Below are 23,652 nucleotides of genomic sequence, written 5' to 3' on the forward strand. Positions count from 1 at the left end.
TGAAAAGAGATCAGTCGCGAGCGACCACCAGGTCGTCGCCGGGTCCGGCGGCCGGGTCGGCCAGGGCGGCCAGTGGTCGGGGCGAGCCGTTCAGGGCCTCGCGCAAGGCGTCGCGGTCGAGTTCGCCCTCCCAGCGCGCCACCACGATGGTCGCCACGGCGTTGCCGATGAAGTTGGTCAGGGCCCGGCACTCGCTCATGAAGCGGTCGATGCCGAGGATCAGGGCCATGCCGGCGATCGGCACGGTCGGGACGACGGCCAGGGTCGCGGCCAGGGTGATGAAACCGGCGCCGGTGATGCCCGCCGCCCCCTTGGACGACAGCATCGCGACCAGCAGCAGCAGGATCTGTTGCTCCATCGTCAGGTCGATGTTCAGCGCCTGGGCGATGAACAGGGCGGCCATCGTCATATAGATGTTGGTGCCGTCCAGATTGAACGAATAGCCGGTCGGAACGACGAGGCCGACGACCGACTTGGACGCGCCGGCCCGCTCCATCTTCTGGAGAAGGCTGGGCAGGGCCGCCTCGGACGACGAGGTGCCGAGCACCAGCAGCAGCTCTTCCTTCAGGTAGCGGATCAGCTTGAAGATCGAGAAGCCGTTGGCGATCCCGACCGCGCCGAGCACGCCGACGACGAAGATCGCCGCGGTCAGATAGAAGGTGGCGATCAGGGCGATCAGGTTGCCGATGGTCTCGATGCCATAGGCGCCGATGGTGAAGGCGAAGGCCCCGAAGGCCCCGATGGGCGCGGCCTTCATCACGATCGCCACCAGTTTGAAGAAGGCGGCGCTGACCGATTCGAGGAAGGTCAGGACCGGCTTGCCGAGGTCGCCGACCGAAGCCAGGGCGATGCCGAACATCACCGAGACGAACAGGACCTGAAGAATGTTGCCGGTCGAAAACGCGCTGGCGAAGGTGTCGGGGATGATCCCCATCAGGAAGCCGATGATCGACGTCTCGTGCGCGGCGGTCGAGTACTGGGCCACCGCGCCGGCGTCGAGCGTCGCGGGGTCGATGTTCAGGCCGCGACCCGGCTGAACCAGATTGCCGACCACCAGACCCACGATCAGGGCGAGGGTCGAGAATACGAGGAAATAGCCGAAGGCCTTGGCCGCGACCCGACCGACCCGGCCCAGGTCGCGCATCCCGGCGATTCCGGTGACGATGGTCAGGAAGATCACCGGGGCAATGACCATCTTCACCAGCTTGATGAAGGAGTCGCCCAGCGGCTTCAGGCTCTCGCCGAACTCGGGCCAGAAGTGACCGATCAGCCCGCCGAGCAGGATCGCGCCCAGCACCTGGACATACAGGTGTCGATACCAGGCGCGCGGCGCGCCGGACGCAGGACCTTGATCGCTCGAAAGCTGCACTTGACCTCCCTTGCGCGGTTCGCGCCGTTTCCGTCACGGTCTGACGCCGTGTCCCAAGGCCCCAGTTTGGCCGCGATTGCGTCTGCAACCAAATGAGACAGGAGAGAGAACAAGGTGCTGTTTTGAAATAGCTAATTTAAATCGGCCTCAAAGTTTGTCCGAAAGTCCAGCCTTGCATGTGGCGTTTCTGTGCGGAATTCCGCATGCTTTACGGATGACGGCGTCAGCGCTTGATCGGCTATCCGGCCTCCTGTCCACCCGGTTGTCCCGACCGTGGCTGGTCCTGCTGTCGTGCTGGCTGATCGCCACCATCCTGGCCATGGCGGCCGCCGGAGAACTGGCCCGGCGAGACGCCCGGGCCGATCTGGCGCGGCAGGCCGATGCCGCGGCCGCCCTGCACGCCGCCGTCCTGCGGAGTGAGCTGGAGAAGCACCGCTCCCTCCCCGTCGTCCTGTCCCAGGACCCCGAAGTCGTCGGCCTTGTCGCTGGCCCGGGCCGTCAGGCGGCCGACATCGTCAGCGCCAAGCTGGAAACCCTCGCCGCCCGGACCCGCGCCGCCGCCATTTATGTTCTGGACCGAAACGGCGTCGCCCGCGCCGCCAGCAACTGGCGCCAACCGACCAGCTTCGTCGGATCCGACTACGCCTTCCGCCCCTATTTCCGGGGCGCCATGGAGAACGGGCAGGCGGAGTTCTTCGCCCTCGGCACCGTAAGCGGACGTCCCGGCCTCTACCTCGCCCGCCGGATCGGCGCCGCTTCGGCGCCGATCGGCGTGGTGGTGGTCAAAGTCGAGTTCGACGCCCTCGAAGCCGACTGGCGCGGCTCTGGCGAGCCGGCCTATGTCACGGATTCCCGAGGCGTCGTCCTCGTCACCAGCGTGCCAGAATGGCGGTTCCGCCGGAGCCGCGACCTGACCGCCGCCGAGCGCAAGGCCATCCTCGACGACCAGACCCTGACCGGTCAGGCGCTCGCCCCCCTCCCCTTCGACAGCGAGGCGACCGGCGCGCACCGGATCGTCCGGGCCGCTGCGGGCGGCCCCTCGACCGAGTGGATTCTGGCCCACACCGAGACGGACACGCCGGGCTGGACCCTGCATCTGCTGGATCCGATCGGCGGCGCCATCGTCGCCAATGTTCTCAGCGCCCGGGCGGTCGCGGGCCTTCTGGTCACCCTTCTGGCCGTCGGCGCCGGCGTCCTGCTGCGTCGGCGGCAACAGGCCATGGCGCGCGCCGAGGCGGAGGAACAGGCCCGCGCCGAACTGGAGCGCCGGATCGACGAACGCACGCTGGAACTGCGGGCCGCCAACGGCCGGTTGAGCCGCGAGATCGACGAGCGCCGCCGGGCCGAGGCCAGCCGCGAGGTCCTCCGAGAAGAACTGGTCCAGGCCAACAAACTGGCCACGCTCGGCCAGATCGCCGCCGGCGTGGCGCACGAGATCAATCAGCCCGTCGCGGCCATCCGCACCCATGCCGACACAGCGACCGCCTATCTCGACCGCGACGATCCGGACGCCGCGCGCCGCAGCCTCGGTCGTGTCGCTGAACTGACCGGCCGCATCGGCGCCATCACCGACGAACTCCGCGCTTTTTCGCGCAAGAGCACCCAAGGGGTCTCCGCGGTCTCTCCCTCCGCCGCCATTGACGGCGCTCTCCTGCTCATCGGTGGCCGGCTGCGGGAAGGCGGGGTCGAACTGGTCCGCACCGGCGCCGCCGATCTGCAGGTTCAGGCCGAGCCGATCCGGCTGGAACAGGTGATCGTCAACCTGGTCCAGAACGCCTTCGAGGCCATGACCGACGCCGGCACGCCGGCCCCCAGGTTGACCATCGATGTCGCGCGGAAGGCGCGGCGGGTCGAGATCGTCATCGACGACAACGGCCCGGGTGTCGATCCGGCCATCGCCGCGGCCCTGTTCACCCCGTTCGTCACGACCAAGCCGGCGGGGCTGGGCCTCGGCCTCGTCATCTGCCGTGACATCGTCGCCGGCTTCGGCGGCGAGCTCAGCCTGCGTCCGGGCCAGTCGGGCGCCCGGTTCGTCGTTACGCTGAAGGCCGCCGCGTGAACTTTTCCCGACCCCGCTGCGTCACCCTGATCGACGACGACGATGACTTCAGGGGCGCCCTCCTTGAACGACTTCAACTCGAGGACCTGGAGGTCCAGGCCTTCGCCTCGGCCGAGGCGGCTCTGAAAGTTCTGGGCGCCGACTATCCGGGCGTCGTCGTCTCGGACCTGCGGATGCCCGGCATGGATGGGCGCGGACTGCTGGCGCGACTTCAGGCGCTCGACGAAGGGCTGCCGGTCGTGATGATCACCGGCCACGGCGACATCGCCGACGCTGTCGATGCCCTGCACAACGGCGCCTATGATTTCGTGGCCAAGCCGTTCGACTTCGGCCGTCTGGCCGACAGCCTAAACCGGGCCCTGGAGAAGCGCGGACTGGTTCTCGACAACCGCGCGCTGGCGGCGGAGGTCGGCCGCGCGAGCCCGGACCTGCCTCTGCTGGGGTCCAGCCCCGCCATCGCCCGCCTGCGGAGCGTCATCGAACAGGTTGCGGACGCCGGCATGGACGTCCTGATCGAGGGCGAGACGGGCGTCGGCAAGGAGGTCGTCGCCCGCGCCCTGCACAACAGCGGCCGGCGTCGCGTGCATCCATTCGTCGCCGTGAACTGCGGCGCCCTGCCCGCCGGCCTGATCGAGAGCGAGATGTTCGGCCACGAGCCGGGCGCCTTTCCCGGCGCGGTCAAACGGCGCGTCGGACTGATCGAACAGAGCCATCGCGGCACCCTGTTTCTCGATGAGATCGAGAGCATGCCGATCCCCGCCCAGGTCGCCCTGTTGCGGGTGGTGGAAGAACGCGAAATCCAGCCGCTCGGCGGTTCGGGACCGCGTCAGCTGGACCTGCGCATCCTTGCGTCTTCCAAGATCGACCTGAAGCTCGCGGTGGAGCGCGGCCAGTTCCGCGAGGACCTGTATTACCGGCTCAATGTCCTGAAGCTGCGCGTGCCGCCGTTGCGGGAACGGCGCGAGGACGTGCCGTTGCTGTTCGCCCACTTCCTGACGCGGGCCTCGGGCGAGCACCAGAGAACGCCGCCGCCGATGAGCACGGCCGTCAGGCGGACCCTGATGGAGCACGACTGGCCGGGCAATGTGCGGGAACTGGCGCATTTCGCCGACCAGGTCGCCCTGGACATCGACGCTCTTGTGGCGATCGGTTCGCGCGAGGAACCGGCGTCCGGTCTCGTCGACCGGCTCGAGCGGTTCGAGAAGGCGGTGCTGGAGGAGGCCCTGCATCGCCATGCCGGCGACATCGTCGCGATCACCGACGCCCTGAGGCTTCCGAGGAAGACGCTGTACGACAAGTTCCGCCGCCACGGCCTGCGCCCGGGCGATTTTCGCGCGCGGGATGCGGCCGGTTAGGGTCGTGAAGTCGCCAGAACGGCGCTCCGGACAGCAAAAAGCCCCTCAGGGGATATCTGAGGGGCTTTTATGATCTTGGGTGCGGGAGCAGGATTTGAACCTGCGACCTTCAGGTTATGAGCCTGACGAGCTACCGGGCTGCTCCATCCCGCGGCAAGAGCGGCTTTGTGAAGGAAGATGTTCGAGAAGACATACAATCCGATATCCGCTTGGTAGACCCGGCGGCGACCTACTCTCCCATGCCTTGAGACATAGTACCATTGGCTCTGGAGGGCTTAACGACCGAGTTCGGGATGGGATCGGGTGGGGAACCTCCGACATAACCACCAGGTCAACCAAGCGGATATCAGATTGTATGAGAAGACATTGTCGTATTCGAAAAATCGAATGAGTTTTGCTGAGAAACGATCAAGCCGATCGGATTATTAGTACCAGTAAGCTTCACGCGTCGCCGCGCTTCCACACCTGGCCTATCAACGTGGTAGTCTTCCACGATCCTCAGCGAAGCCTTGTTTTGAGGTTAGTTTCCCGCTTAGATGCTTTCAGCGGTTATCTATTCCATACTTAGCTACCCTGCTGCACAACTGGCGTCATGACAGGTCCACCAGAGGTATGTCCATCCCGGTCCTCTCGTACTAGGGACAGATCCTCTCAAGCTTCGAACACCCACGGCAGATAGGGACCAAACTGTCTCACGACGTTCTGAACCCAGCTCACGTACCACTTTAATCGGCGAACAGCCGAACCCTTGGGACCTGCTCCAGCCCCAGGATGTGATGAGCCGACATCGAGGTGCCAAACTTTGCCGTCGATATGGACTCTTGGGCAAAATCAGCCTGTTATCCCTAGAGTACCTTTTATCCGTTGAGCGATGGCCCTTCCACGCGGGACCACCGGATCACTATGGCCGACTTTCGTCTCTGCTCGACTTGTCAGTCTCGCAGTCAGGCGGGCTTATGCCATTGCACTCGACGACCGATTTCCGACCGGTCTGAGCCCACCATCGCGCGCCTCCGTTACACTTTAGGAGGCGACCGCCCCAGTCAAACTACCCACCACGCCATGTCCCGGGACCGGATAACGGCCCTCGGTTAGACGTCAACGACAGTAAGGGTGGTATTTCAAGGATGGCTCCACCAGAGCTGGCGCCCCGGTTTCATAGCCTCCCACCTATCCTACACATACGGTCGCTAACGCCAAGGCGAAGCTATAGTAAAGGTTCATAGGGTCTTTCCGTCTGACCGCGGGAACCCCGCATCTTCACGGGGAATTCAATTTCACTGAGCCTGTGCTGGAGACAGTGGGGAAGTCGTTACGCCATTCGTGCAGGTCGGAACTTACCCGACAAGGAATTTCGCTACCTTAGGACCGTTATAGTTACGGCCGCCGTTTACCTGGGCTTCAGTTCGTCGCTTTCACAACTCCCTTTAACCTTCAGGCACCGGGCAGGCGTCAGACCCTATACGTCGCATTGCTGCTTCGCAGAGCCCTGTGTTTTTGCTAAACAGTCGCTACCCCCTGGCTTGTGCCACTCTGCAAAGGTTGCCCTAAGCAGAGTCACGCTTATTCCGAAGTTACGCGTGCAATTTGCCGAGTTCCTTCAGCACAGTTCTCTCAAGCGCCTTGGTATGCTCTACCTGACCACCTGTGTCGGTTTCGGGTACGGTCTCTGCCAGAGTTATTTCCAGGGACAACTTCCCTGCCAGGACAATCCAATAAGCCCTGACAAGTTGCGCCATCCGTCACTTCTGGCTGGTGCAGGAATATTTACCTGCTTCCCATCGACTACGCTTTTCAGCCTCGCCTTAGGGGCCGACTAACCCTGCGCAGATTAGCTTTACGCAGGAACCCTTGGTCTTTCGGCGGGAGTGTCTCTCACACTCCTTATCGTTACTCATGTCAGCATTCTCACTTCCGATACCTCCAGCCAGGCTCACGCCTGACCTTCACCGGCTTACGGAACGCTCCGCTACCGCTCACTTACGTGAACCCATATCTTCGGCGACTGGCTTGAGCCCCGTTACATTTTCCGCGCAGGATCGCTTGATCAGTGAGCTGTTACGCTTTCTTTAAAGGATGGCTGCTTCTAAGCCAACCTCCTGATTGTCAAAGCAATCCCACATCGTTTCCCACTTAGCCAGTACTTGGGGGCCTTAGATGATGGTTAGGGTTGTTTCCCTTTTCACGACGGACGTTAGCACCCGCCGTGTGTCTGCCCGATAGTTCTCTCAGGTATTCGGAGTTTGGTTAGTATTGGTACCGCTCGCGCAGCCCGCAACCATCCAGTGCTCTACCCCCTGAGGAATTCGTCGGACGCTCTACCTAAATAGATTTCGCGGAGAACCAGCTATGTCTAGGTTTGATTGGCCTTTCACCCCTATCCACAAGTCATCCCAGAATTTTTCAACATTCACGGGTTCGGACCTCCAGTAAGTGTTACCTTACCTTCATCCTGCTCATGGATAGATCACCTAGTTTCGGGTCGTCATACGTCGAACTTAGCGCCCTGTTCAGACTCGCTTTCGCTGCGCCTACACCTAACGGCTTAAGCTTGCTCGACACATGAAGTCGCTGACCCATTATACAAAAGGTACGCCGTCACCCCGCTTGGGGGCTCCGACTGCTTGTAGGCTTCCGATTTCAGGATCTGTTTCACTCCCCTTGTCGGGGTGCTTTTCACCTTTCCCTCACGGTACTTGTTCACTATCGGTCGTAGAGGAGTACTTAGGCTTGGAGGGTGGTCCCCCCATGTTCAGACAGGATTTCACGTGTCCCGCCCTACTCGAGTCTCTTGCTATTTGACGCCTACGGGGCTTTCACCCGCTATGGCCGACCTTTCCAGATCGTTCGGCTTTATATCACAAGAGCACTGGCCTGGTCCCGGTTCGCTCGCCACTACTACGGGAGTCTCGGTTGATGTCCTTTCCTCCGGGTACTGAGATGTTTCAGTTCCCCGGGTTTGCTTAATGAACCCTATGTATTCAGGTCATTATACCTTTGAACAATCCGCCAATCCTTGCCCTCCACACTCCAGAAGGAATGGGGGAGAACAAAGTTGGAAGACTGTAAAGGTGGGTTTCCCCATTCGGAAATAACCGGATCAAAGGGTGCTAGCGCCTCCCCGGTTCTTATCGCAGCTTGCCACGTCCTTCATCGCCTCTCTACGCCAAGGCATCCGTCAGAAGCCCTTCAACGCTTGATCGTTTCTCAGCAAAACTCATGCAGGGATGATCCAGCCGACTGGAAAGAAATGCCGGCGGGTCCCTGCCTGATTTTTGTCAGACAATGTCTTCTCTCGAACAGGTCCTCAAAGCCTATGAGGGGCCGGACCAATTCTTCCTTCACAATATCAATGCTTCAGCGCCGAAGCGGCTGAAGCAATCTCTGTACGATCTGCGGTACCTGGTGGAGCCAGACGGAGTCGAACCGACGACATCCTGCTTGCAAAGCAGGCGCTCTACCAACTGAGCTATGGCCCCATTCCAACAGGAACAGTGCGAAGCTCAGGAGAGCTTGTCGGTACGCGTCGTAGGCTAAGGTCCAGCCTGGGCTGGTAGGCCCGGGCAGACTCGAACTGCCGACCTCACGCTTATCAGGCGTGCGCTCTAACCAGGCTGAGCTACGGGCCTATGGCCGCACGACAGCCGGTCCATAAGACCAGGCTCGCGATCGCATGCCTCACAAGATCAGACCGAATGTCTGACGCCGCGAGGCATGAAATAGGAAAGAGAAACGGAGACGGCGGCATCCCGCAGTTTATTGGAGCGTCAATAATGAACCTCGTGAGAGCTTCACTGGAGACGCATCCTTAGAAAGGAGGTGATCCAGCCGCAGGTTCCCCTACGGCTACCTTGTTACGACTTCACCCCAGTCGCTGACCCTACCGTGGTCGACTGCCTCCTTGCGGTTAGCGCATCGCCTTCGGGTAGAACCAACTCCCATGGTGTGACGGGCGGTGTGTACAAGGCCCGGGAACGTATTCACCGCGGCATGCTGATCCGCGATTACTAGCGATTCCAACTTCATGCCCTCGAGTTGCAGAGGACAATCCGAACTGAGACGACTTTTAAGGATTAACCCTCTGTAGTCGCCATTGTAGCACGTGTGTAGCCCACCCTGTAAGGGCCATGAGGACTTGACGTCATCCCCACCTTCCTCCGGCTTAGCACCGGCAGTCCCATTAGAGTTCCCAACTAAATGATGGCAACTAATGGCGAGGGTTGCGCTCGTTGCGGGACTTAACCCAACATCTCACGACACGAGCTGACGACAGCCATGCAGCACCTGTGTCCTAGTCTCCGAAGAGAAAGCCAGATCTCTCTGGCGGTCCAGGCATGTCAAAAGGTGGTAAGGTTCTGCGCGTTGCTTCGAATTAAACCACATGCTCCACCGCTTGTGCGGGCCCCCGTCAATTCCTTTGAGTTTTAATCTTGCGACCGTACTCCCCAGGCGGATTGCTTAATGCGTTAGCTGCGTCACCGAGATGTAAACATCCCGACAACTAGCAATCATCGTTTACGGCGTGGACTACCAGGGTATCTAATCCTGTTTGCTCCCCACGCTTTCGAGCCTCAGCGTCAGTAATGAGCCAGTATGTCGCCTTCGCCACTGGTGTTCTTCCGAATATCTACGAATTTCACCTCTACACTCGGAGTTCCACATACCTCTCTCACACTCAAGACATCCAGTATCAAAGGCAGTTCCAGAGTTGAGCTCTGGGATTTCACCCCTGACTTAAATGTCCGCCTACGCTCCCTTTACGCCCAGTAATTCCGAGCAACGCTAGCCCCCTTCGTATTACCGCGGCTGCTGGCACGAAGTTAGCCGGGGCTTCTTCTCCGGGTACCGTCATTATCGTCCCCGGTGAAAGAATTTTACAATCCTAAGACCTTCATCATTCACGCGGCATGGCTGCGTCAGGCTTTCGCCCATTGCGCAAGATTCCCCACTGCTGCCTCCCGTAGGAGTTTGGGCCGTGTCTCAGTCCCAATGTGGCTGGTCATCCTCTCAGACCAGCTACTGATCGTAGCCTTGGTGAGCCTTTACCTCACCAACTAGCTAATCAGACGCGGGCCGCTCTAATGGCGATAAATCTTTCCCCCGAAGGGCACATTCGGCATTACCACCCGTTTCCAGGAGCTATTCCGAACCAAAAGGCACGTTCCCACGTGTTACTCACCCGTCCGCCACTAACCCCGAAAGGTCCGTTCGACTTGCATGTGTTAGGCCTGCCGCCAGCGTTCGCTCTGAGCCAGGATCAAACTCTCAGGTTGAGTTGACTATCTGACCTAAGCATCCCCGGTCCGTAAACCGGTTGGCATAAGTTCTACGTATTCTTGACGAGAACCACTTCGATCGACCCGAAGGCCAACCGACATGGTTGTATCTTTCAAAAAGACCGCAGAGTGTCAGTATCGTCGTAATGACCATCACTGGCCATCGCTAGGACACCGCCGCCTGCGTTTCTCTTTCCAAATCTACAATGTCAAAGACCGTCAGAGACCGGCGAACCGGTCCGACCGTTTAGCGCCCGGTTACGGCGGAGGCGGCGATTTAGTCGCCTCGGAAGTCTGTGTCAAGAACGTCTTTTAGGAAACGTTCTTGATGCCGTTCCGAACCCCGTGAGGCTCGGCGGAGGCGGCGTCTTAGTCGCCTCCGATTTCTGCGTCAAGTCGCTCTTTTACAAGAACTTCTTTCTGCATTTCCGACCCCCTGGAGGGCGGCGGAGGCGGCTTCCTAAAGAAGGCCAAACTCCGTGTCAAACGAGCCTTTCAGCTATTTTCCGGAGGTGAAAACCGAAGCTTCCAGTCCGCAAAAAACCACCCGCGAAAGCCTCATTGGCTTCCCCGTTTCGTTACCGAGGCGATTCGATTGGAGCGCGGAGACTATGTGGAACCGGCCAGGGAAGCAAGGAGTTTTTAGCTCCCTTTCCCCTCCAGATCCGTGGTGACTTGCGTCCCCGCGGCCCCGGCGGCCAGCCCGTCTCCGAGCGAGGGGGCGATATACGTAGGGCCATCTTCGTCCGCAAGCGGCATTTTCGTGGCGGGCGAAAATTCACAAGGAGTTCGGTTCGGCGAGCCTTGTCGCCCGGTGGCTCAGCCCGCCGCTATATAGGTCCGCAGGCTTTCGGCTTCCTGTGTGGCCTCGGCGATCTGGCATTTCACCACGTCGCCGATGGAGATAACGCCGCTCAATCGGCTGTCCTTCAGAACCGGAAGATGGCGAATCCGGCGATCGGTCATCCGTCCCATGAGAATTGCAACCGTCTCTCCGGGTTCGGCGAAGACCACTTCCCGGGTCATATAGGCGGATACGGGCCTGGCGAGGCCGGCGGCCCCGTCGGCGGCGACGGCCTTGACCACATCTCTCTCCGAGATGACGCCGACGACGCGATCGCCGTCACAGACGATCAGGGCGCCGACCCGACGCGTGTCCAGCTCGGCGCAGGCCTGTGAGAGGGTGATGTCGGGCGCGACGCTGAAGACGTCGCCTCCCTTGTTCTTGAGGATTTCAGCGACCAGCACAGTGCGGTTCCTTCCCTTGTGTTCTTGGGAGCGGCCGCCGGCCCGAAGGACCTGGAGCCGCTTCAGCGCAGAGGATCGCCCAGACCGCCCGACGAATCAAACCTTTCGTCCGGCCGCGCGAACACCCGGGCCAGCGGCCCGATCGCGAGGATGCCGAACAGGAAGCCGAAGGCGTGGGCCTCCCAGGCGATTCTCGCGCCCTCGACGCCGGGCGCGAAGCCGATCAGGCCGACCAAGGCATTGACGGCCATCCAGGCCATCGAGGTGGTGATCACGGCCCGACGGGTCAGCGGCAGGACCCGCCCTCCCCCGCCCAGCAGACGAGTCGCGGCGCCGATCAGGCCGAACACCGCACCGGACGCACCGACCAGCGGATCGGCGCTGCCCCAGTGCACCAGACCGTAGCCCAACGTCGCAAAGATTCCGGCGCATATATAAAGTGCGAGAAACACCCCCACGCCGACCGGTCCGCGGAACAGTCTGGCCACCGGCGCGCCGAAGGTCAGGGCCGCCACCGCGTTCATCAGGGCGTGCACCCATCCGCCGTGCACCAGCATCGAAGTGAACAGGCCGGCATACCGTCCATCGGTGAGGTCGATCGGCGCGAAGGCCAGCCCCAGCCAGTTGTCGCGGGACCGCTCCTGAAAAAAGTACAGCGCCGGCATCGAGGCGGCCAGCAGCACCGCCAGAAGCGGGGCATTGAAGATGCGTTCCTTCGGGGGCGGACCGGCGAATCGGTCGGGCATCGGCTCCATCCGACTCAAATGCGGAAAGGCCTAACCAATCTCAAGCGCTTCTTAATAACCATAACTCACTTTGGGACGCGGACCGCGACCTTGCGGCCGTTAACCGTGTTCGCGTGGGATTGGCCGAAATGCCCTTCAAGAGGACGTCCATCGCCCTGCTGATCGTCGCTCTGGCGGCTCCGGGCGCAGCCATGGCGCAGTCGAGCGGCTCGGCCGGACTGTCGACCATGCAGAACGGCTACGGCGGCGCGCGGCAATCGGTGAGCGCGGCCCAGACCGGATCGACCCGCGACCAGAACGGCAACCGCCTGATCGTCGATGGGATCATCCAGGCCGGCGCCTCTGCCTACTCCCGCCAGTCCGGCGGGGTGTCGAACACCTACTCGGGCGGCGTCGGCAACTCGCAGGGCACGACGATCGCGGGCTCGACCGCCATCGGCAACAATCTGAACGTGGTGGTCCAGGGCAGCCACAACACGGTCATCGTCAACTCGCGTCAGACCAATACGGGCAATGTCAGCGCCCGAACGGATCTGACCGGCACACTGACAGGCTTCGAATGATCGCGCGCACGCTTCGTCCCCGGCTGAGGAGCGGCGTCGTCGCGCTCGCGGCCGCCGCACTTCTGTCCGCCTGCGTCAGTCCCGTGGCGGGCCCCGGCGGCCTCTACGCCCGGCCGATCGGCAATGCGCCGGTGACCTCGAACCCGACCCCCTACTCCCCGGCGCTCTACTGCCTCGCCGACTACGCCCGCCGCTACAACCTGCCCTCGCCTCGCATGGCGATCGGCCGGATCAGCGACTACACCGGCACGGTCTCGGCCGACGGCGGCCGCCAGATCACCGGCGGCGCCTCGCTGATGGCCTTCTCCGCCCTGGCGAAGGCCGGGGCGCGGATGGTCGAGCGCTACGACACCTCCATCTCCGAGATGGAGCTGCGCTACGCTAACAACCGTCTGATCGGCGACGAAGGTCCGGATCAACCCGCCGACGCCAACTATCGCCGCATCCTCGCGGGTCAGGTGCCGGGCTCAGACTTCTATATCGTCGGCGGCATCACCGAGGTGAACTACAACATCCGCTCGGCCGGCTTCGACGCCGCCGTTGGCGAGACCGACACCGACGTCCCTGGGTCGGGCATCCTGCAGGGCAAGATCTATGTGATGAACATCGCCATGGACCTGCGCCTGGTCCAGACGACCACGCTCGAGGTCGTCGATGTCATCTCCTACCAGAAGCAGATCATCGGCCGCGAAATCTCCGCCGGGGTGTTCGACTTCCTGAACGGCAACGTCTTCGACGTCTCGGCCGGCACGGGCGGCATGGAGCCGGTCCAGCTGGCGGTCCGCGCGCTGATCGAGCGGGCGACCGTGGAGATGATGGCCAACCTGTACGGCGCGCCGGGTCCGGAAGTCTGCCTTAACGCGTCCAACGACCCCCTGAACACGGTGGGCGCGACCGGCGGCTACTACGCCGCCTACGACAACACGGGAACGAACAATGGCCAGACTCGCGCCGAACCGTCTCGCTGGCACGCTGGCCGCGACGGCGATGTGCGTCGCAGCCGCTACTGAGGCCTACGCGCATCAGGACCGTTCGATCGTCCTGAACCAGCAGCTTCAGCTCGGCGACGTCATCGCGGGCCAGACCCTGAACGTCGAAGGCGCCGACGAAGAGGTCGGCGTCAACAACGCCGCCCAGGGCAACAGCCTGTCGGGCTCGGTCGAGAACGACGCCCTGGCCCTGACCTCGACCCAGACGATGCGCGGCAATACCCGCGCGACCACCACCCTGACCCTGACCGGCGACACCGAAGGTCCGGTCAATGCGACGACCCAGGCGCGCGGCAACTATCTGGCCGCCGGGGCCTACGGCGCCGACCTGACGATCGAGTCGAGCCAGACCGTGGACCCGTCCGAGGTCACAGCCTCCTCCACGATCACGGGATCGTCCGCACGCCTGATCGGCGGGGCCTCCGTCGGCGTCACCGCCATCGCCAACACCACGGCCATCGGAGCGAGCGGCTCCCGTGTCGACGGCACGGTGATCCAGAACTCCGCCGCCGGCGTCCGCGCCTCCAACTTCGCGGGCACCCAGTACATCCCAGAGACCGGCGAGTTCATCAGCCAGTCGATCGGCAACTCGGTCCTGGCGAACTCCGGCCTCGCCTCCAGCCAGAACCTCACCATCCGCCAGCGTCAGTCCGGCGATCAGGTCACCGCCTCGACCAGCGCCAACTCGGGCAACGCCTGGGACCTGGCCGGCCGGGCGCGGGCCACCGGCAACCAGGCGATCCTCTATAATCAGGGCGGCTCGGCCGTCGTGACGACCGACCAGTCGAACCTGTCCCGGATCCAGACCGCCAGCCGCGTGACCAGCTACGACTTCGGCGCGGCGACCTCGAACGCCTACGGGACCGGCAACGAGGTCTCGATCGGCAACAACGATCGCTATCTGGAGATCGACAATTCCCAGGTGAACTCCGGCGGCGTCGAGGTCTCCTCGACCTTCGAAGGCACGAACGGTTACGACGCCTATGTCGCCGCCGAGGCCGTGGGCAATTCGGTCACGGGCTACGCCTGCTCCGCCTGCGACGGCACGATGGACGTCACCAACGCCCAGACGAACTCCGGAAACGTCTCGGTCACCGCCTCCACGACCATCCGCGGCAACGGCCGTTCGGTGGCGGCGGGGGCCAATGCCATCGGCAACAGCGCGACCTTCTACGTCTCGCGTCCCGGAACCTGACGTAAAGTTTAGTTTACACCCGCGCCGGTTCGGGGCGAAGGTGACGACAACCGGCGGGGGGCCGTCGGATTTCTGTCGTCATCTCTGTTCGGCCGCGCCCGCCCCGGTGCGGCGACCGTTCCACCGGAGCCTGCATGTCCAACGCCCGTCGCCTTCTTCTCGTCGCAGCCTCCGGGCTGGCGCTTCTTGCGGCGATGCCCGCCGCTGCGCAGACGGCCCAGCCCTCAGCGCCCTGGGCCCAGGCGGCGAGCGACATTCCCGCCGATTCGAACGTTCGCTTCGGCATCCTGCCCAACGGCATGCGCTATGCGATCCTGCGCAACGCCACGCCTCCGGGCCAGGCGAGCCTGCGCCTGCGAATCGCCGCGGGCTCGCTCATGGAAGAAGAGAACCAGCGCGGTCTGGCCCACTTCATGGAGCACATGGCCTTCAACGGGACGACGAATATCCCGGAGAACGAGCTGCTGGCGATCCTGGAGCGGCTGGGTCTGGCCTTCGGCGCCGACACCAACGCCCAGACCGGTTTTGACCAGACCTTCTATCAACTCGACCTGCCGCGCACGAACGACGAGACGGTCGACACCGGCCTGCGCATCATGCGTGAACAGGTGTCCGAAGCCCTGATGGCTCCCGACCAGATCGAAGCCGAACGCGGCGTGATCCAGGGGGAGGAGCGCACCCGCAACTCGCCGGGCCTGCGGTCCCTGATCGCCCAGCTGGCCCTGCTCGCGCCCGGCCAGCGGGTGTCGTCGCGCATTCCGATCGGCGACATGGAAGTCATCCGAACGGCGCCGCGCGAGCGCTTCGTCAATTTCTACAACGCCTACTACCGCCCCTCGCGAGCCACGATGATCGCCGTCGGGGATTTCGATGTCGATCAGATGGAGGCCAAGATTCGCGGGGCCTTCGAAAGCTGGGAGCCGACCGCGGCCGATGGTCCGGAGCCTGATCTGGGCCGGGTCGCCGAGCGCGGCGCCGAGACCCGCATCCTGGTCGAGCCGGGCGTGCAGTCCTCGATCCAGATCAACTGGATCCAGTCGCCCGACCTCGATCCCGACACGGTGGCCGAGCGCGCGTCGCGCATCCGCCGCGGTCTGGGCCTGGCGGTCCTGAACCGTCGCCTGGGCGAACTGGCCCGCGCCGACAACCCGCCGTTCATCAGCGGCTCCGGCAGCGCATCGGCCTGGGTCGACAGCTTCGACGTCGGAACGATCTCGGCCAACTTCAATCCGGGCGGCCTGCAGCGCGCTCTGGAAGCGATCGAGCAGGAGAAGCGCCGCCTCGTCGAGTTCGGTGTCACTCCGAGCGAGCTGGCGCGTGAGATCACCGATACGCGCACCGCCATTCAGAACGCCGTCGCCGCCGCCGCCACGCGGACCACGACCGGCCTCGCCGCCGGCCTGCTGAACAGCATCAACGAGGACCGGGTGTTCACCACGCCCCAGACCAATCTGGATATCTTCAACGCCGCGGTCGAAGGTCTGACGCCCGCCGCCGTCGACACCGCCGTGCGGGCGGTGTTCGAAGGCCAGGGCCCGCTGGCCCTCGTCGTCACGCCCGAACCCATCGAGGGAGGCGAGGCCGCCGTCACGGCCATGCTGGAAGCCTCCCAGGCCGTCCCCGTCACCCCTCGCGCCGAGCAGGCCGCTCTGGAATGGCCCTATGCCGACTTCGGCGCCGCCGCCCAGCCGACCAGCCGCAGCGAAATCCCGGAAATCGGCACGACCGTCGTGACCTTCGCCAACGGCACGCGTCTGGTGGTCAAGCCGACCGACTTCCGCGACGAGCAGATCCTGGTCAGCGTGCGCACGGGCATCGGCGAGCGAGGCCTGCCGACGGACAAGCCCGACGTCCAGTCCCTGGCCGGCTTCACCTTCGCCGCCGGCGGCCTCGGCCGTCTGAGCGCCGACGAACTGGCCCGGGTCCTCAGCGGTCGCATCTACAGCGCCAACTTCTCCGTCGGCGGCGACGCGTACCAGCTGAACGGCGCCACCCGGCCGCAGGATCTGCAGCTCGAGATGCAGGTCCTGACCGCCTATCTGACCGATCCGGGCCTGCGTCCGGCCCCGTTCGAACAGATAAAGGCCTTCTTCCCGCAGATTCTGGCCCAGCAGATGGCCACGCCTGGCGGCGCCTTCGCCATTCAGTCGTCGGCGTTGCTGGCTTCGGGCGACGCGCGTCAGGCCTTCCCTTCGGCCGCCGACATCGCCGGCTGGACCAACGACCAGATGAAGGCCGGCGTCACCGCCGGTCTGGCCTCGGGTCCGATCGAGGTCGTCATCGTCGGAGACACCACGGTCGATGACGCCATCGCCGCCGTCGGGTCGACGCTGGCCGCCCTGCCCCCGCGCGCCCCGGCCCCGGCCGCCGCTCCGGGCGCCGATATCCTGCGCTTCCCTGCCGGCACGCCCGAGCCGATCCGCCTGACCCACACGGGTCCGGCCGAGCAGGCGCTGGGCTATGTCGCCTGGCCGACGACGGACTCTGTCGAGGACGAGACCGAGGCCCGTCGCGTCAACCTGCTGTCCGCCGTGATGGAGCTGCGCGTCCTGGCCAGGATCCGTGAGGAACTGGCCCTCGCCTACAGCCCCGGCTCGGGCTCCTCGGCCTCCGACGTCTATACCGGCTACGGCTCGATCTTCGTTACAGCCCAGACGACGCCGGAGAACCAGGCCCGCCTGTTCACCGAGATCGACGCCATCGCCGCTTCGCTGCGCGATACGCCGATCACCGAGGACGAGCTGACCCGCGCTCGTGCGCCCCAGCTCGAGGCTCTGCGTCGCAGCCAGGCCGGCAACGAATACTGGCTGGGCATGCTGGGTGAGATCTCGAGCCGATCGAATACTCCGGGCGAGATCACCAGCCACATTGCGGATCTGGAGGCGGTCACCCCGGCCGACATCCAGGCGATGGCCCAGCGTTACCTCGTCCCATCCAAAGCCTGGCGCGCCTCGGTGGTCTCGGCCAACGCCCCGGCCGCCCAGTAGGATAAAAAATGGCCCCGGGGCTTTCGCTCCGGGGCCAAGTCTTCACTCAGGATCGCCGGCGATGACCGACGATCGAACATTACGCCTCGGAGGATGCGCCCAGGCTGAACGGCCTGTTGTCCCCCATTCAGGTGACTGTTCAGGTCTCTAGAAGACCCGTCCGCCGACCCCGCCGTCCAGCATCATGGTCGCGCCGACGATCGAGGCGCCCTGCGCCATCACCGTCTCCTCGCGGTACTCGGTGTAGACCTCCTCGCGAATCCAGGTGACCACCTTCACACCCGCGCCGTAGCGACGCAGCAGGGACCGCTCGTTGCAGTCGCGTTCCGGGCGCTGGACCCGGCAGGTGATCTCGCCCGACCGGTCGCGCCACAGGGCGTTCCCCTTCTCGCAAGCGAAGGTCTCGCCGCCTTGGTTGTCGTTGCTGACCTGACCCGACCACTCGGACCATGTGACCTGCAGATGGGTGCCGGCGATGCAGCGGAACAGTTCGCCCTCATAGCTGTCGGCGATGTCGCGGTCGGGAATGACCTGCGAGGCCGGATGCGGGATGTCGCGATCATCGATGCAGAAGGCCTGAATGACGACGCGCTTTTCCCAGCGACGACGCGCTTCGTAGGGCACGCGCACGACCTGGGCGACCGCCCCGGCCTCGACGTTCAGGTTCTGGATGACCGTGGGATACGGCTGTTCGACGCTGAAATAGGCCGACCCGCCGCCACCCCCGCGCAGGTTGCCGTAGCCCCCGACACGCGCGTTGACTCCGGCCCGCGCCGCCGCACTGGCGTTGGCGTTCGCATTGACGTTGACGTTGATGTTGATGTCGCCCGGCGGTGGATAGTCCGGCGGTCCGGGATGCGTGCAGCAATCCGGCGGTGGCGGCGGAGGGGGCGGAGGCGGGGGCGGGTTGCACCCCATGTTGCACGGCGGCGGGGGCGGCTGGCAGCCCGAGGTGCACTGGGCCGACCCGGCCGCGCTGGCCAGGCCCCAGAGGCCGATGCCGGCGGCGGCGGCCACCAGCCAGGTCTTGATCCGCACCCGCATGGGCTGGGCTCCTGCAAACAACAAGCGGCGTCGCGCGGAGCGCGGGCCGGTTCAGCCTGACATCTGGCGGCAAAGGTCTTTCGTTTCCGTTAGTCGGATGCTTTTCGCCCTATCGCTCGCGGCGCGGCCGCTCGCTGCTTGAGGGCGGGGTTTCGCCCTACCGCTCGCGGCGTGGCCGCTTGCTGCTTGAGGGCGGGTTTTCGCCCTACCGCTCGCGGCGTGGCCGCTTGCTGCTTGAGGGCGGGTTTTCGCCCTGTCGCTCGTGGCGCGGTTGGTCCGGGCCTTGCGCCGAATCGCTCGAAGGCGAGGGCGATGTTCCATCCCGGCACGCAAAATCTGATCGACCACTGGGCGGCCCTGCCCGAGGCCGGCCGGATTCCCGCGCGCGCCACGTTCGAGCCGATGCGGATGGGCCGGCTGGTGCCGCAGCTTTTCACCGCCGACCGGGTCAGCGAGGGCGCGACCTTCCGTCTGGCCGGCGCCTGGATCGAGACCCTGCATGCGCGTCCGATGCGCGGCGTGTCCTGGCTGGAGCTGTGGGCTCCGGAGAGCCGTCCGCTTGTAGCAAGCGCTGTGGTGCAGACCTTCCGCGAGGCCCGCCCTGTCGTGATGGTCGCCGAGGCGGCCCGGCTGAGGGGCGTGCTCGAGATCGTCATCGCGCCCATGCGCCAGCCTGACGGAACGGCCGACCGCCTGATCGGCCTCTATCAGCCGGTCGCCAAACAGGAGCGCCGCTCGGAAGCGGTCGGCCCCCTGACCGCCCGCCTGTCGATCGGCGTGGGACTGCCCAGCCGTGCGCCCCTGACCCTGGCGGCGCTGGATGGGCGCAGGATCGCCTAGACCTTCTTCAAATCCGCCGCGTACCGCTTCCAGTTCTGCACGTAGTGGTGCGCCGAGGCCGTCAGCGCCGCGATCTGCCCCTCGTCCAGTTCGCGCACCACCTTCCCCGGCTGGCCCATGACCAGGGAGCCGTCGGGGATGATCTTGCCCTCGGGGATCAGGGTATTCGCCCCGATCAGACAGTTCTTTCCGATCTGCGCGCGATTCAGGATCACCGCCCCGATGCCGATCAGACTGTTATCCCCGACCGTGCACCCGTGAAGCATGACCTTGTGCCCTACGGTCACGTCGCGACCGATGGTCAGGGGCGAACCGGGGTCGGAATGCAGGACGCTGCCGTCCTGGATGTTCGTGTTCTCGCCGATGGTCATCGTCTCGTTGTCGGCGCGGACCACAGCCCCGAACCAGACACTGGCGCCGGGCCTCAGAATCACGTCTCCTATGACGACAGCATTGTTCGCGATCCAGTATTCGCCCTCTGGCGGAAGCTGCGGTTTCTTGTCCGCCAGCGAATAGATCGTCATCGAAACATCACCTTATTCTCAAGCAAATGAGGGCTTTAACACTTCGCTAACCACGATAGCATCACTCTGTTGATGCGATTCGAGGTCGCCATTTCGGCCCCGAGTCCGAAACCGGATCAATCCCGGTCCGGTCAGATGTCGGGGGACGTCAGTGAAGCGTTCGGGTCCGCGGCGGGCAAGCCCGCCGGATGTGGGATACATCTCCGACCCCGGATGCGCTGTCTGCGCCTCTTTTCTCCTCCCCACCCTCGTTCGAGGCGATGCTTTCGCAGCATCGCCTTTTTTCATGCCCTGGAGGCACTGATGACCAAGCGTGCAGCCCTGAAGCGTCAATCCCGCGAAGGCGGAGCCTTCGACGGACCCGACTATGGACAGGATGCGAAAGTTCGCCGCCTGCCCACTCCGCACACCCGGAGCGCCTGGTCGCCGCATCCATCCAACGACGATCGGGAACAGGGCTATCTGAAGACGCTGAAACCCAAATCCGAGGGCCAGGCCGCGCTGCTGAACGCCATCGACACCTCCAACCTGTGCGTGGCGCTCGGCCCGGCAGGCACGGGCAAGACCTATCTGGCGGTGGCCAAGGCGGTCGAGGCGCTGGAAGCCGGCAAGGTCGGACGCATCGTCCTGTCGCGCCCCGCCGTCGAGGCCGGCGAATCGATCGGCTTCCTGCCCGGCGCGATGGAGGACAAGCTGGCCCCCTATCTGCGGCCCCTCTACGACGCCCTGTCCGACCGACTGACTATGAAGCGGGTCGGGGCGCTGATGGCCGAGGGGCTGATCGAGATCGCGCCGGTCGGGTATATGCGCGGCCGCACCCTGAACAACGCCTTCATCGTGATCGATGAGGCCCAGAACTGCACCTATGTGCAGCTGAAGATGCTGCTGACGCGGCTGGGCTGGCATTCCACGATGGTGGTGACCGGCGACCCGGGCCAAACGGACCTCTTGCCCTCGCTGTCAGGGCTAGCGGACATCGCCCAGCGTCTGGAGGCGGTGCCGGAAATCTCGGTGGTGCGTCTGGCCGAGGGGGATATCGTCCGGCACCCGCTGGTCGCGAGCATGATCGGGGTCCTCTGACCTCACCGACAGGACAAGGAAAAGGCCGGCGGATCGCAGGATCCGCCGGCCTTCTTCATTTCAGCCTGTGGCCTGGCGCTCTCAGCGCTTGTCCAGGCTCCAGGCGCCGGGGCCCGAGGTCACCAGATAGAGGAAGACGAAGCTGAACAGGATGGCCGCGTCGCCGCCGTTCACCGCCGGATAGAAGCTCTGTGGGAAATGGGCCATGAAATAGGCCACGGCCATCATGCCCGACAGAACGAAGGCGGTCGGACGGGTGAACAGACCCAGGATGATCAGCAGGCCGCCCACGGTCTCAAGAATGCCGGCCACGCCCATCAGCGAAGCGATCTCCTGCTGGCCCGGCATCGCGCCTTCGGGGAAGCCGAACAGTTTGATGACGCCGTGGGCCAGGAAGGTCAGGCCCGTGACGATGCGGAGGATGGCCAGAGCCTGCGGTTGATACCTGAAAGCGCCGTTGAAGAAATTCATGTGTTTCCACCCCTGTCTGTGAAGGATCGCGTTGAAGACGTGCGGCCCGTACAGCGACGCTACGCCGCACGGGCCGAAGTGCAAGTCAGCCTTGGGTATCAGGCTGCGTCGACCAGAACGATTTCGGCGTCGTTGACGGCCGTGACCGTGATCGTCGCCTCGTCCGTGATGGCGGCGCCGTCGCGAGCGTTCAGGCGAACGCCGTTGACCTCGACCGCGCCGATGGCCGGGACCAGATAACCGCGACGGTTGGCGCCCAAGGCATAGGTCGCGCTTTCACCGGCCTTCAGGGTCGCGGCGACCAGACGGGCGTCGGTGCGGATCGGCAGGGCGTCGCCATCGCCGTCGAAACCGGAAGCCAGAACGACGAACTGACCCGAGCGGTCGCCCTTGGGGAAGGGCTTGGCGCCCCAGCTTGGCTTCTCGCCGCGCCTGGTAGGCTCGATCCAGATCTGGAACAGGGTCGTGGTGCCCGGTTCGGCATTGTACTCGGCGTGGCGGATGCCCGTGCCGGCGCTCATCACCTGGACGTCGCCCGCCTCGGTGCGGCCCTTGTTGCCCAGGCTGTCCTCGTGGGTGATCGCACCTTCGCGGACGTAGGTGATGATCTCCATGTCCGAGTGCGGATGGGGCGGGAAGCCCGAGCCGGCGGCGATCTCGTCGTCGTTCCAGACGCGCAGATTGCCCCAGCTCATGCGCGCAGGGTCATAGTAGTTGGCGAAGGAGAAATGGTGTTTGGCGTTCAACCAGCCGTGGTTGGCGCCGCCCAGGCTCTCGAACGGTCTGCGCTCGATCATTGAAGTCTCTCCGGCCGCAGGACGTCCCGCAGCGCTGTTGCTCGGACGGTAACATAAGGGGCCGGGAGAGAACCGCAACAGCAGCAGTGACGAATAATGATGACTCCCTCTCCCGGTGGGAGAGGGAGAGCGGGTGAGGGCCGTGCGTCACCGTGGAAACCCGACCCTCATCCTTTCGGCTTCGCGCATCGCTGCGCTCTGCGAGCCTCAAGCCCTCTCCCACCGGGGAGAGGGTCAAAGGTCACCGGCCCAGGTCGTAGGTCCCGGTGATGTCGATCCGCACCGTCATCTCGCCGGCCGCGACCGGGGTCGAGGCGCTGTCGGCCATCGCCATACGGGCGCCCGTGAACATGACGGGAGGCTGGGGCTGATACCCGCCGCCTTCATTCAGCGAGCGGACGCCACCCAGTTCGACGCCCAGAGCCTGGGCATAGAGACGCGCCTTATCCTGCAGGGCGCGGACGGCCAGGACGCGGGCCTGGTCCTCGGCCGCCTTGGGATCCTTGAGGCCGAAGGAGATGCCGTTGATCTGGTTGACCCCGGCGCCAACCACCGCGTCCGCCGTCGTGCCGACCTTCGTCAGGTCGTTGATGATCACGGTGACCTGGTTGGAGGCCTGGTAGCCGCGCAGGCGGGGCGGCTGATTCTCGACATAGTCATACTGCGCCGACAGGTTCAGGCCCGAGGTCTGGATGTCGCGGTCGGCGATGCCGGCGCGGCTGAGGGCGGCAAAGACTTCCTGCATGCGCCGTGCGTTGTCGGCCATCGCGGCCTGGGCCGTCGGGGCCTCGGTCTGTACGCCGAAGGTGATGGTGGCCATGTCGGGCGCGACCCGGACCTCGCCATAGGCGGACAGGTTGAGGGCGGGCTGGGCGGCCATGGCGTGGACCTGCATCGGAGTGGTGGGAGCGGACTGGGCGAAGGCGGCGGGCGCGGCGAACACGGTCAGCGCGGTGGCGGCCATCAAGGCCTTGAAGGTGCGGGTCATGGGGATCCTCATCGAGAACGAAACTGGCGACGGCCCCCGTTCTCTGCGCAGGCCGTGGCCGAACCTTGGCCTTGAACGCCTGAACGGCGGGGATGGTCGCATCGCCAGAAACCGTTCATCG

General features: G+C 64.3%; 16 protein-coding genes, 3 tRNA genes and 3 rRNA genes. 8 read left to right on the plus strand and 14 right to left on the minus strand.

What is annotated here, in order from left to right; genetic code table 11:
• Positions 1-10: 10 nt before the first annotated feature.
• On the minus strand, positions 11-1,369 hold the full coding sequence (locus ACQY68_RS13910) for a dicarboxylate/amino acid:cation symporter (protein ID WP_428150116.1): 1,359 nt from the start codon (positions 1,367-1,369) through the stop codon (positions 11-13).
• Between the two features lie 262 nt (positions 1,370-1,631).
• On the opposite strand from ACQY68_RS13910, the gene ACQY68_RS13915 reads away from it, so the two are divergent.
• Positions 1,632-3,428 (plus strand): sensor histidine kinase, encoded by a 1,797-nt coding sequence (locus tag ACQY68_RS13915; RefSeq protein ID WP_428150117.1) that lies wholly within the window; start codon positions 1,632-1,634, stop codon positions 3,426-3,428.
• Entirely contained in the window at positions 3,425-4,783 is a 1,359-nt protein-coding gene (locus ACQY68_RS13920) for a sigma-54-dependent transcriptional regulator (protein WP_428150119.1), read from the plus strand. The genes ACQY68_RS13915 and ACQY68_RS13920 overlap by 4 nt, the downstream gene beginning before the upstream one ends.
• Before the next feature lie 76 nt (positions 4,784-4,859).
• Here ACQY68_RS13920 and ACQY68_RS13925 read toward each other — a convergent pair.
• The 8 genes from ACQY68_RS13925 to ACQY68_RS13960 all read right to left on the minus strand — a co-directional run bounded on the left by ACQY68_RS13925 (position 4,860) and on the right by ACQY68_RS13960 (position 12,053).
• A tRNA-Met gene (locus tag ACQY68_RS13925) sits at positions 4,860-4,936 on the minus strand.
• 63 nt (positions 4,937-4,999) lie between these two features.
• Positions 5,000-5,114: ribosomal RNA gene (gene rrf, locus ACQY68_RS13930) — 5S ribosomal RNA — on the minus strand.
• Positions 5,115-5,187: 73 nt separating this feature from the next.
• A 23S ribosomal RNA gene (locus ACQY68_RS13935) occupies positions 5,188-7,985 on the minus strand.
• A gap of 201 nt (positions 7,986-8,186) precedes the next feature.
• Positions 8,187-8,262, minus strand: a tRNA-Ala gene (locus ACQY68_RS13940).
• A gap of 72 nt (positions 8,263-8,334) precedes the next feature.
• A tRNA-Ile gene (locus ACQY68_RS13945) sits at positions 8,335-8,412 on the minus strand.
• Positions 8,413-8,595: 183 nt separating this feature from the next.
• A 16S ribosomal RNA gene (locus tag ACQY68_RS13950) occupies positions 8,596-10,056 on the minus strand.
• The 16S, 23S and 5S rRNA genes sit together here with 3 tRNA genes alongside, the layout of an rRNA operon.
• An 822-nt stretch (positions 10,057-10,878) precedes the next feature.
• Positions 10,879-11,307 (minus strand): CBS domain-containing protein, encoded by a 429-nt coding sequence (locus ACQY68_RS13955; protein ID WP_428150121.1) that lies wholly within the window; start codon positions 11,305-11,307, stop codon positions 10,879-10,881.
• Between the two features lie 62 nt (positions 11,308-11,369).
• On the minus strand, positions 11,370-12,053 hold the full coding sequence (locus ACQY68_RS13960; RefSeq protein ID WP_428150122.1) for a rhomboid family intramembrane serine protease: 684 nt from the start codon (positions 12,051-12,053) through the stop codon (positions 11,370-11,372).
• A 128-nt stretch (positions 12,054-12,181) separates the two neighbouring features.
• Between ACQY68_RS13960 and hfaA the strand changes: the two genes are divergently transcribed.
• The 4 genes from hfaA (at position 12,182) to ACQY68_RS13980 (ending at position 17,787) form a co-directional block, all read left to right on the plus strand.
• Positions 12,182-12,616 (plus strand): holdfast anchoring protein HfaA, encoded by a 435-nt coding sequence (gene hfaA / locus ACQY68_RS13965; protein ID WP_428150124.1) that lies wholly within the window; start codon positions 12,182-12,184, stop codon positions 12,614-12,616.
• Entirely contained in the window at positions 12,613-13,626 is a 1,014-nt protein-coding gene (gene hfaB, locus ACQY68_RS13970; protein WP_428150126.1) for a holdfast anchoring protein HfaB, read from the plus strand. Before hfaA ends, hfaB begins: the two co-directional genes overlap by 4 nt.
• On the plus strand, positions 13,553-14,800 hold the full coding sequence (hfaD, locus tag ACQY68_RS13975) for a holdfast anchor protein HfaD (RefSeq protein ID WP_428150127.1): 1,248 nt from the start codon (positions 13,553-13,555) through the stop codon (positions 14,798-14,800). Before hfaB ends, hfaD begins: the two co-directional genes overlap by 74 nt.
• A 134-nt stretch (positions 14,801-14,934) precedes the next feature.
• Complete coding sequence (locus ACQY68_RS13980; RefSeq protein WP_428150129.1) at positions 14,935-17,787, plus strand: M16 family metallopeptidase; 2,853 nt, start codon at positions 14,935-14,937, stop codon at positions 17,785-17,787.
• Positions 17,788-17,934: 147 nt separating this feature from the next.
• On the opposite strand, the gene ACQY68_RS13985 is transcribed toward ACQY68_RS13980, so the two are convergent.
• Positions 17,935-18,831, minus strand: a complete 897-nt coding sequence (locus ACQY68_RS13985; protein WP_428150130.1) for a hypothetical protein — start codon at positions 18,829-18,831, stop codon at positions 17,935-17,937.
• 312 nt (positions 18,832-19,143) lie between these two features.
• On the opposite strand from ACQY68_RS13985, the gene ACQY68_RS13990 reads away from it, so the two are divergent.
• Positions 19,144-19,671 (plus strand): PAS domain-containing protein, encoded by a 528-nt coding sequence (locus ACQY68_RS13990; protein WP_428150132.1) that lies wholly within the window; start codon positions 19,144-19,146, stop codon positions 19,669-19,671.
• Here the strand turns inward: ACQY68_RS13990 and ACQY68_RS13995 are convergent.
• Positions 19,668-20,195: a gamma carbonic anhydrase family protein gene (locus tag ACQY68_RS13995; protein WP_428150134.1), complete on the minus strand. Its 528-nt coding sequence runs from the start codon at positions 20,193-20,195 to the stop codon at positions 19,668-19,670. The genes ACQY68_RS13990 and ACQY68_RS13995 overlap by 4 nt on opposite strands.
• A gap of 291 nt (positions 20,196-20,486) precedes the next feature.
• On the opposite strand from ACQY68_RS13995, the gene ACQY68_RS14000 reads away from it, so the two are divergent.
• Complete coding sequence (locus ACQY68_RS14000) at positions 20,487-21,275, plus strand: PhoH family protein (RefSeq protein ID WP_428152672.1); 789 nt, start codon at positions 20,487-20,489, stop codon at positions 21,273-21,275.
• An 81-nt stretch (positions 21,276-21,356) separates the two neighbouring features.
• Here ACQY68_RS14000 and ACQY68_RS14005 read toward each other — a convergent pair whose 3' ends face one another.
• From ACQY68_RS14005 to ACQY68_RS14015, 3 genes are all read right to left on the minus strand, one after another.
• Entirely contained in the window at positions 21,357-21,746 is a 390-nt protein-coding gene (locus tag ACQY68_RS14005) for a DoxX family protein (protein ID WP_428150135.1), read from the minus strand.
• Positions 21,747-21,844: 98 nt separating this feature from the next.
• On the minus strand, positions 21,845-22,543 hold the full coding sequence (locus ACQY68_RS14010) for a pirin family protein (RefSeq protein ID WP_428150137.1): 699 nt from the start codon (positions 22,541-22,543) through the stop codon (positions 21,845-21,847).
• 241 nt (positions 22,544-22,784) lie between these two features.
• On the minus strand, positions 22,785-23,531 hold the full coding sequence (locus ACQY68_RS14015; protein ID WP_428150138.1) for an SIMPL domain-containing protein: 747 nt from the start codon (positions 23,529-23,531) through the stop codon (positions 22,785-22,787).
• Positions 23,532-23,652 lie beyond the last annotated feature (121 nt).

The sequence above is a fragment of the Brevundimonas sp. genome (assembly GCF_965278935.1).
Lineage (GTDB): Bacteria > Pseudomonadota > Alphaproteobacteria > Caulobacterales > Caulobacteraceae > Brevundimonas.

Coding starts and splice junctions, on each gene's coding strand:
- hfaA (WP_428150124.1), top strand. CDS start 12,182: ATGCCCTTCAAGAGGACGTCCATCGCCCTGCTGATCGTCGCTCTGGCG.
- hfaB (WP_428150126.1), top strand. CDS start 12,613: ATGATCGCGCGCACGCTTCGTCCCCGGCTGAGGAGCGGCGTCGTCGCG.
- ACQY68_RS13985 (WP_428150130.1), bottom strand. CDS start 18,831: ATGCGGGTGCGGATCAAGACCTGGCTGGTGGCCGCCGCCGCCGGCATC.
- ACQY68_RS14010 (WP_428150137.1), bottom strand. CDS start 22,543: ATGATCGAGCGCAGACCGTTCGAGAGCCTGGGCGGCGCCAACCACGGC.
- ACQY68_RS13990 (WP_428150132.1), top strand. CDS start 19,144: ATGTTCCATCCCGGCACGCAAAATCTGATCGACCACTGGGCGGCCCTG.
- ACQY68_RS14015 (WP_428150138.1), bottom strand. CDS start 23,531: ATGACCCGCACCTTCAAGGCCTTGATGGCCGCCACCGCGCTGACCGTG.
- ACQY68_RS13995 (WP_428150134.1), bottom strand. CDS start 20,195: ATGACGATCTATTCGCTGGCGGACAAGAAACCGCAGCTTCCGCCAGAG.
- hfaD (WP_428150127.1), top strand. CDS start 13,553: ATGGCCAGACTCGCGCCGAACCGTCTCGCTGGCACGCTGGCCGCGACG.
- ACQY68_RS13980 (WP_428150129.1), top strand. CDS start 14,935: ATGTCCAACGCCCGTCGCCTTCTTCTCGTCGCAGCCTCCGGGCTGGCG.
- ACQY68_RS14005 (WP_428150135.1), bottom strand. CDS start 21,746: ATGAATTTCTTCAACGGCGCTTTCAGGTATCAACCGCAGGCTCTGGCC.
- ACQY68_RS13960 (WP_428150122.1), bottom strand. CDS start 12,053: ATGCCCGACCGATTCGCCGGTCCGCCCCCGAAGGAACGCATCTTCAAT.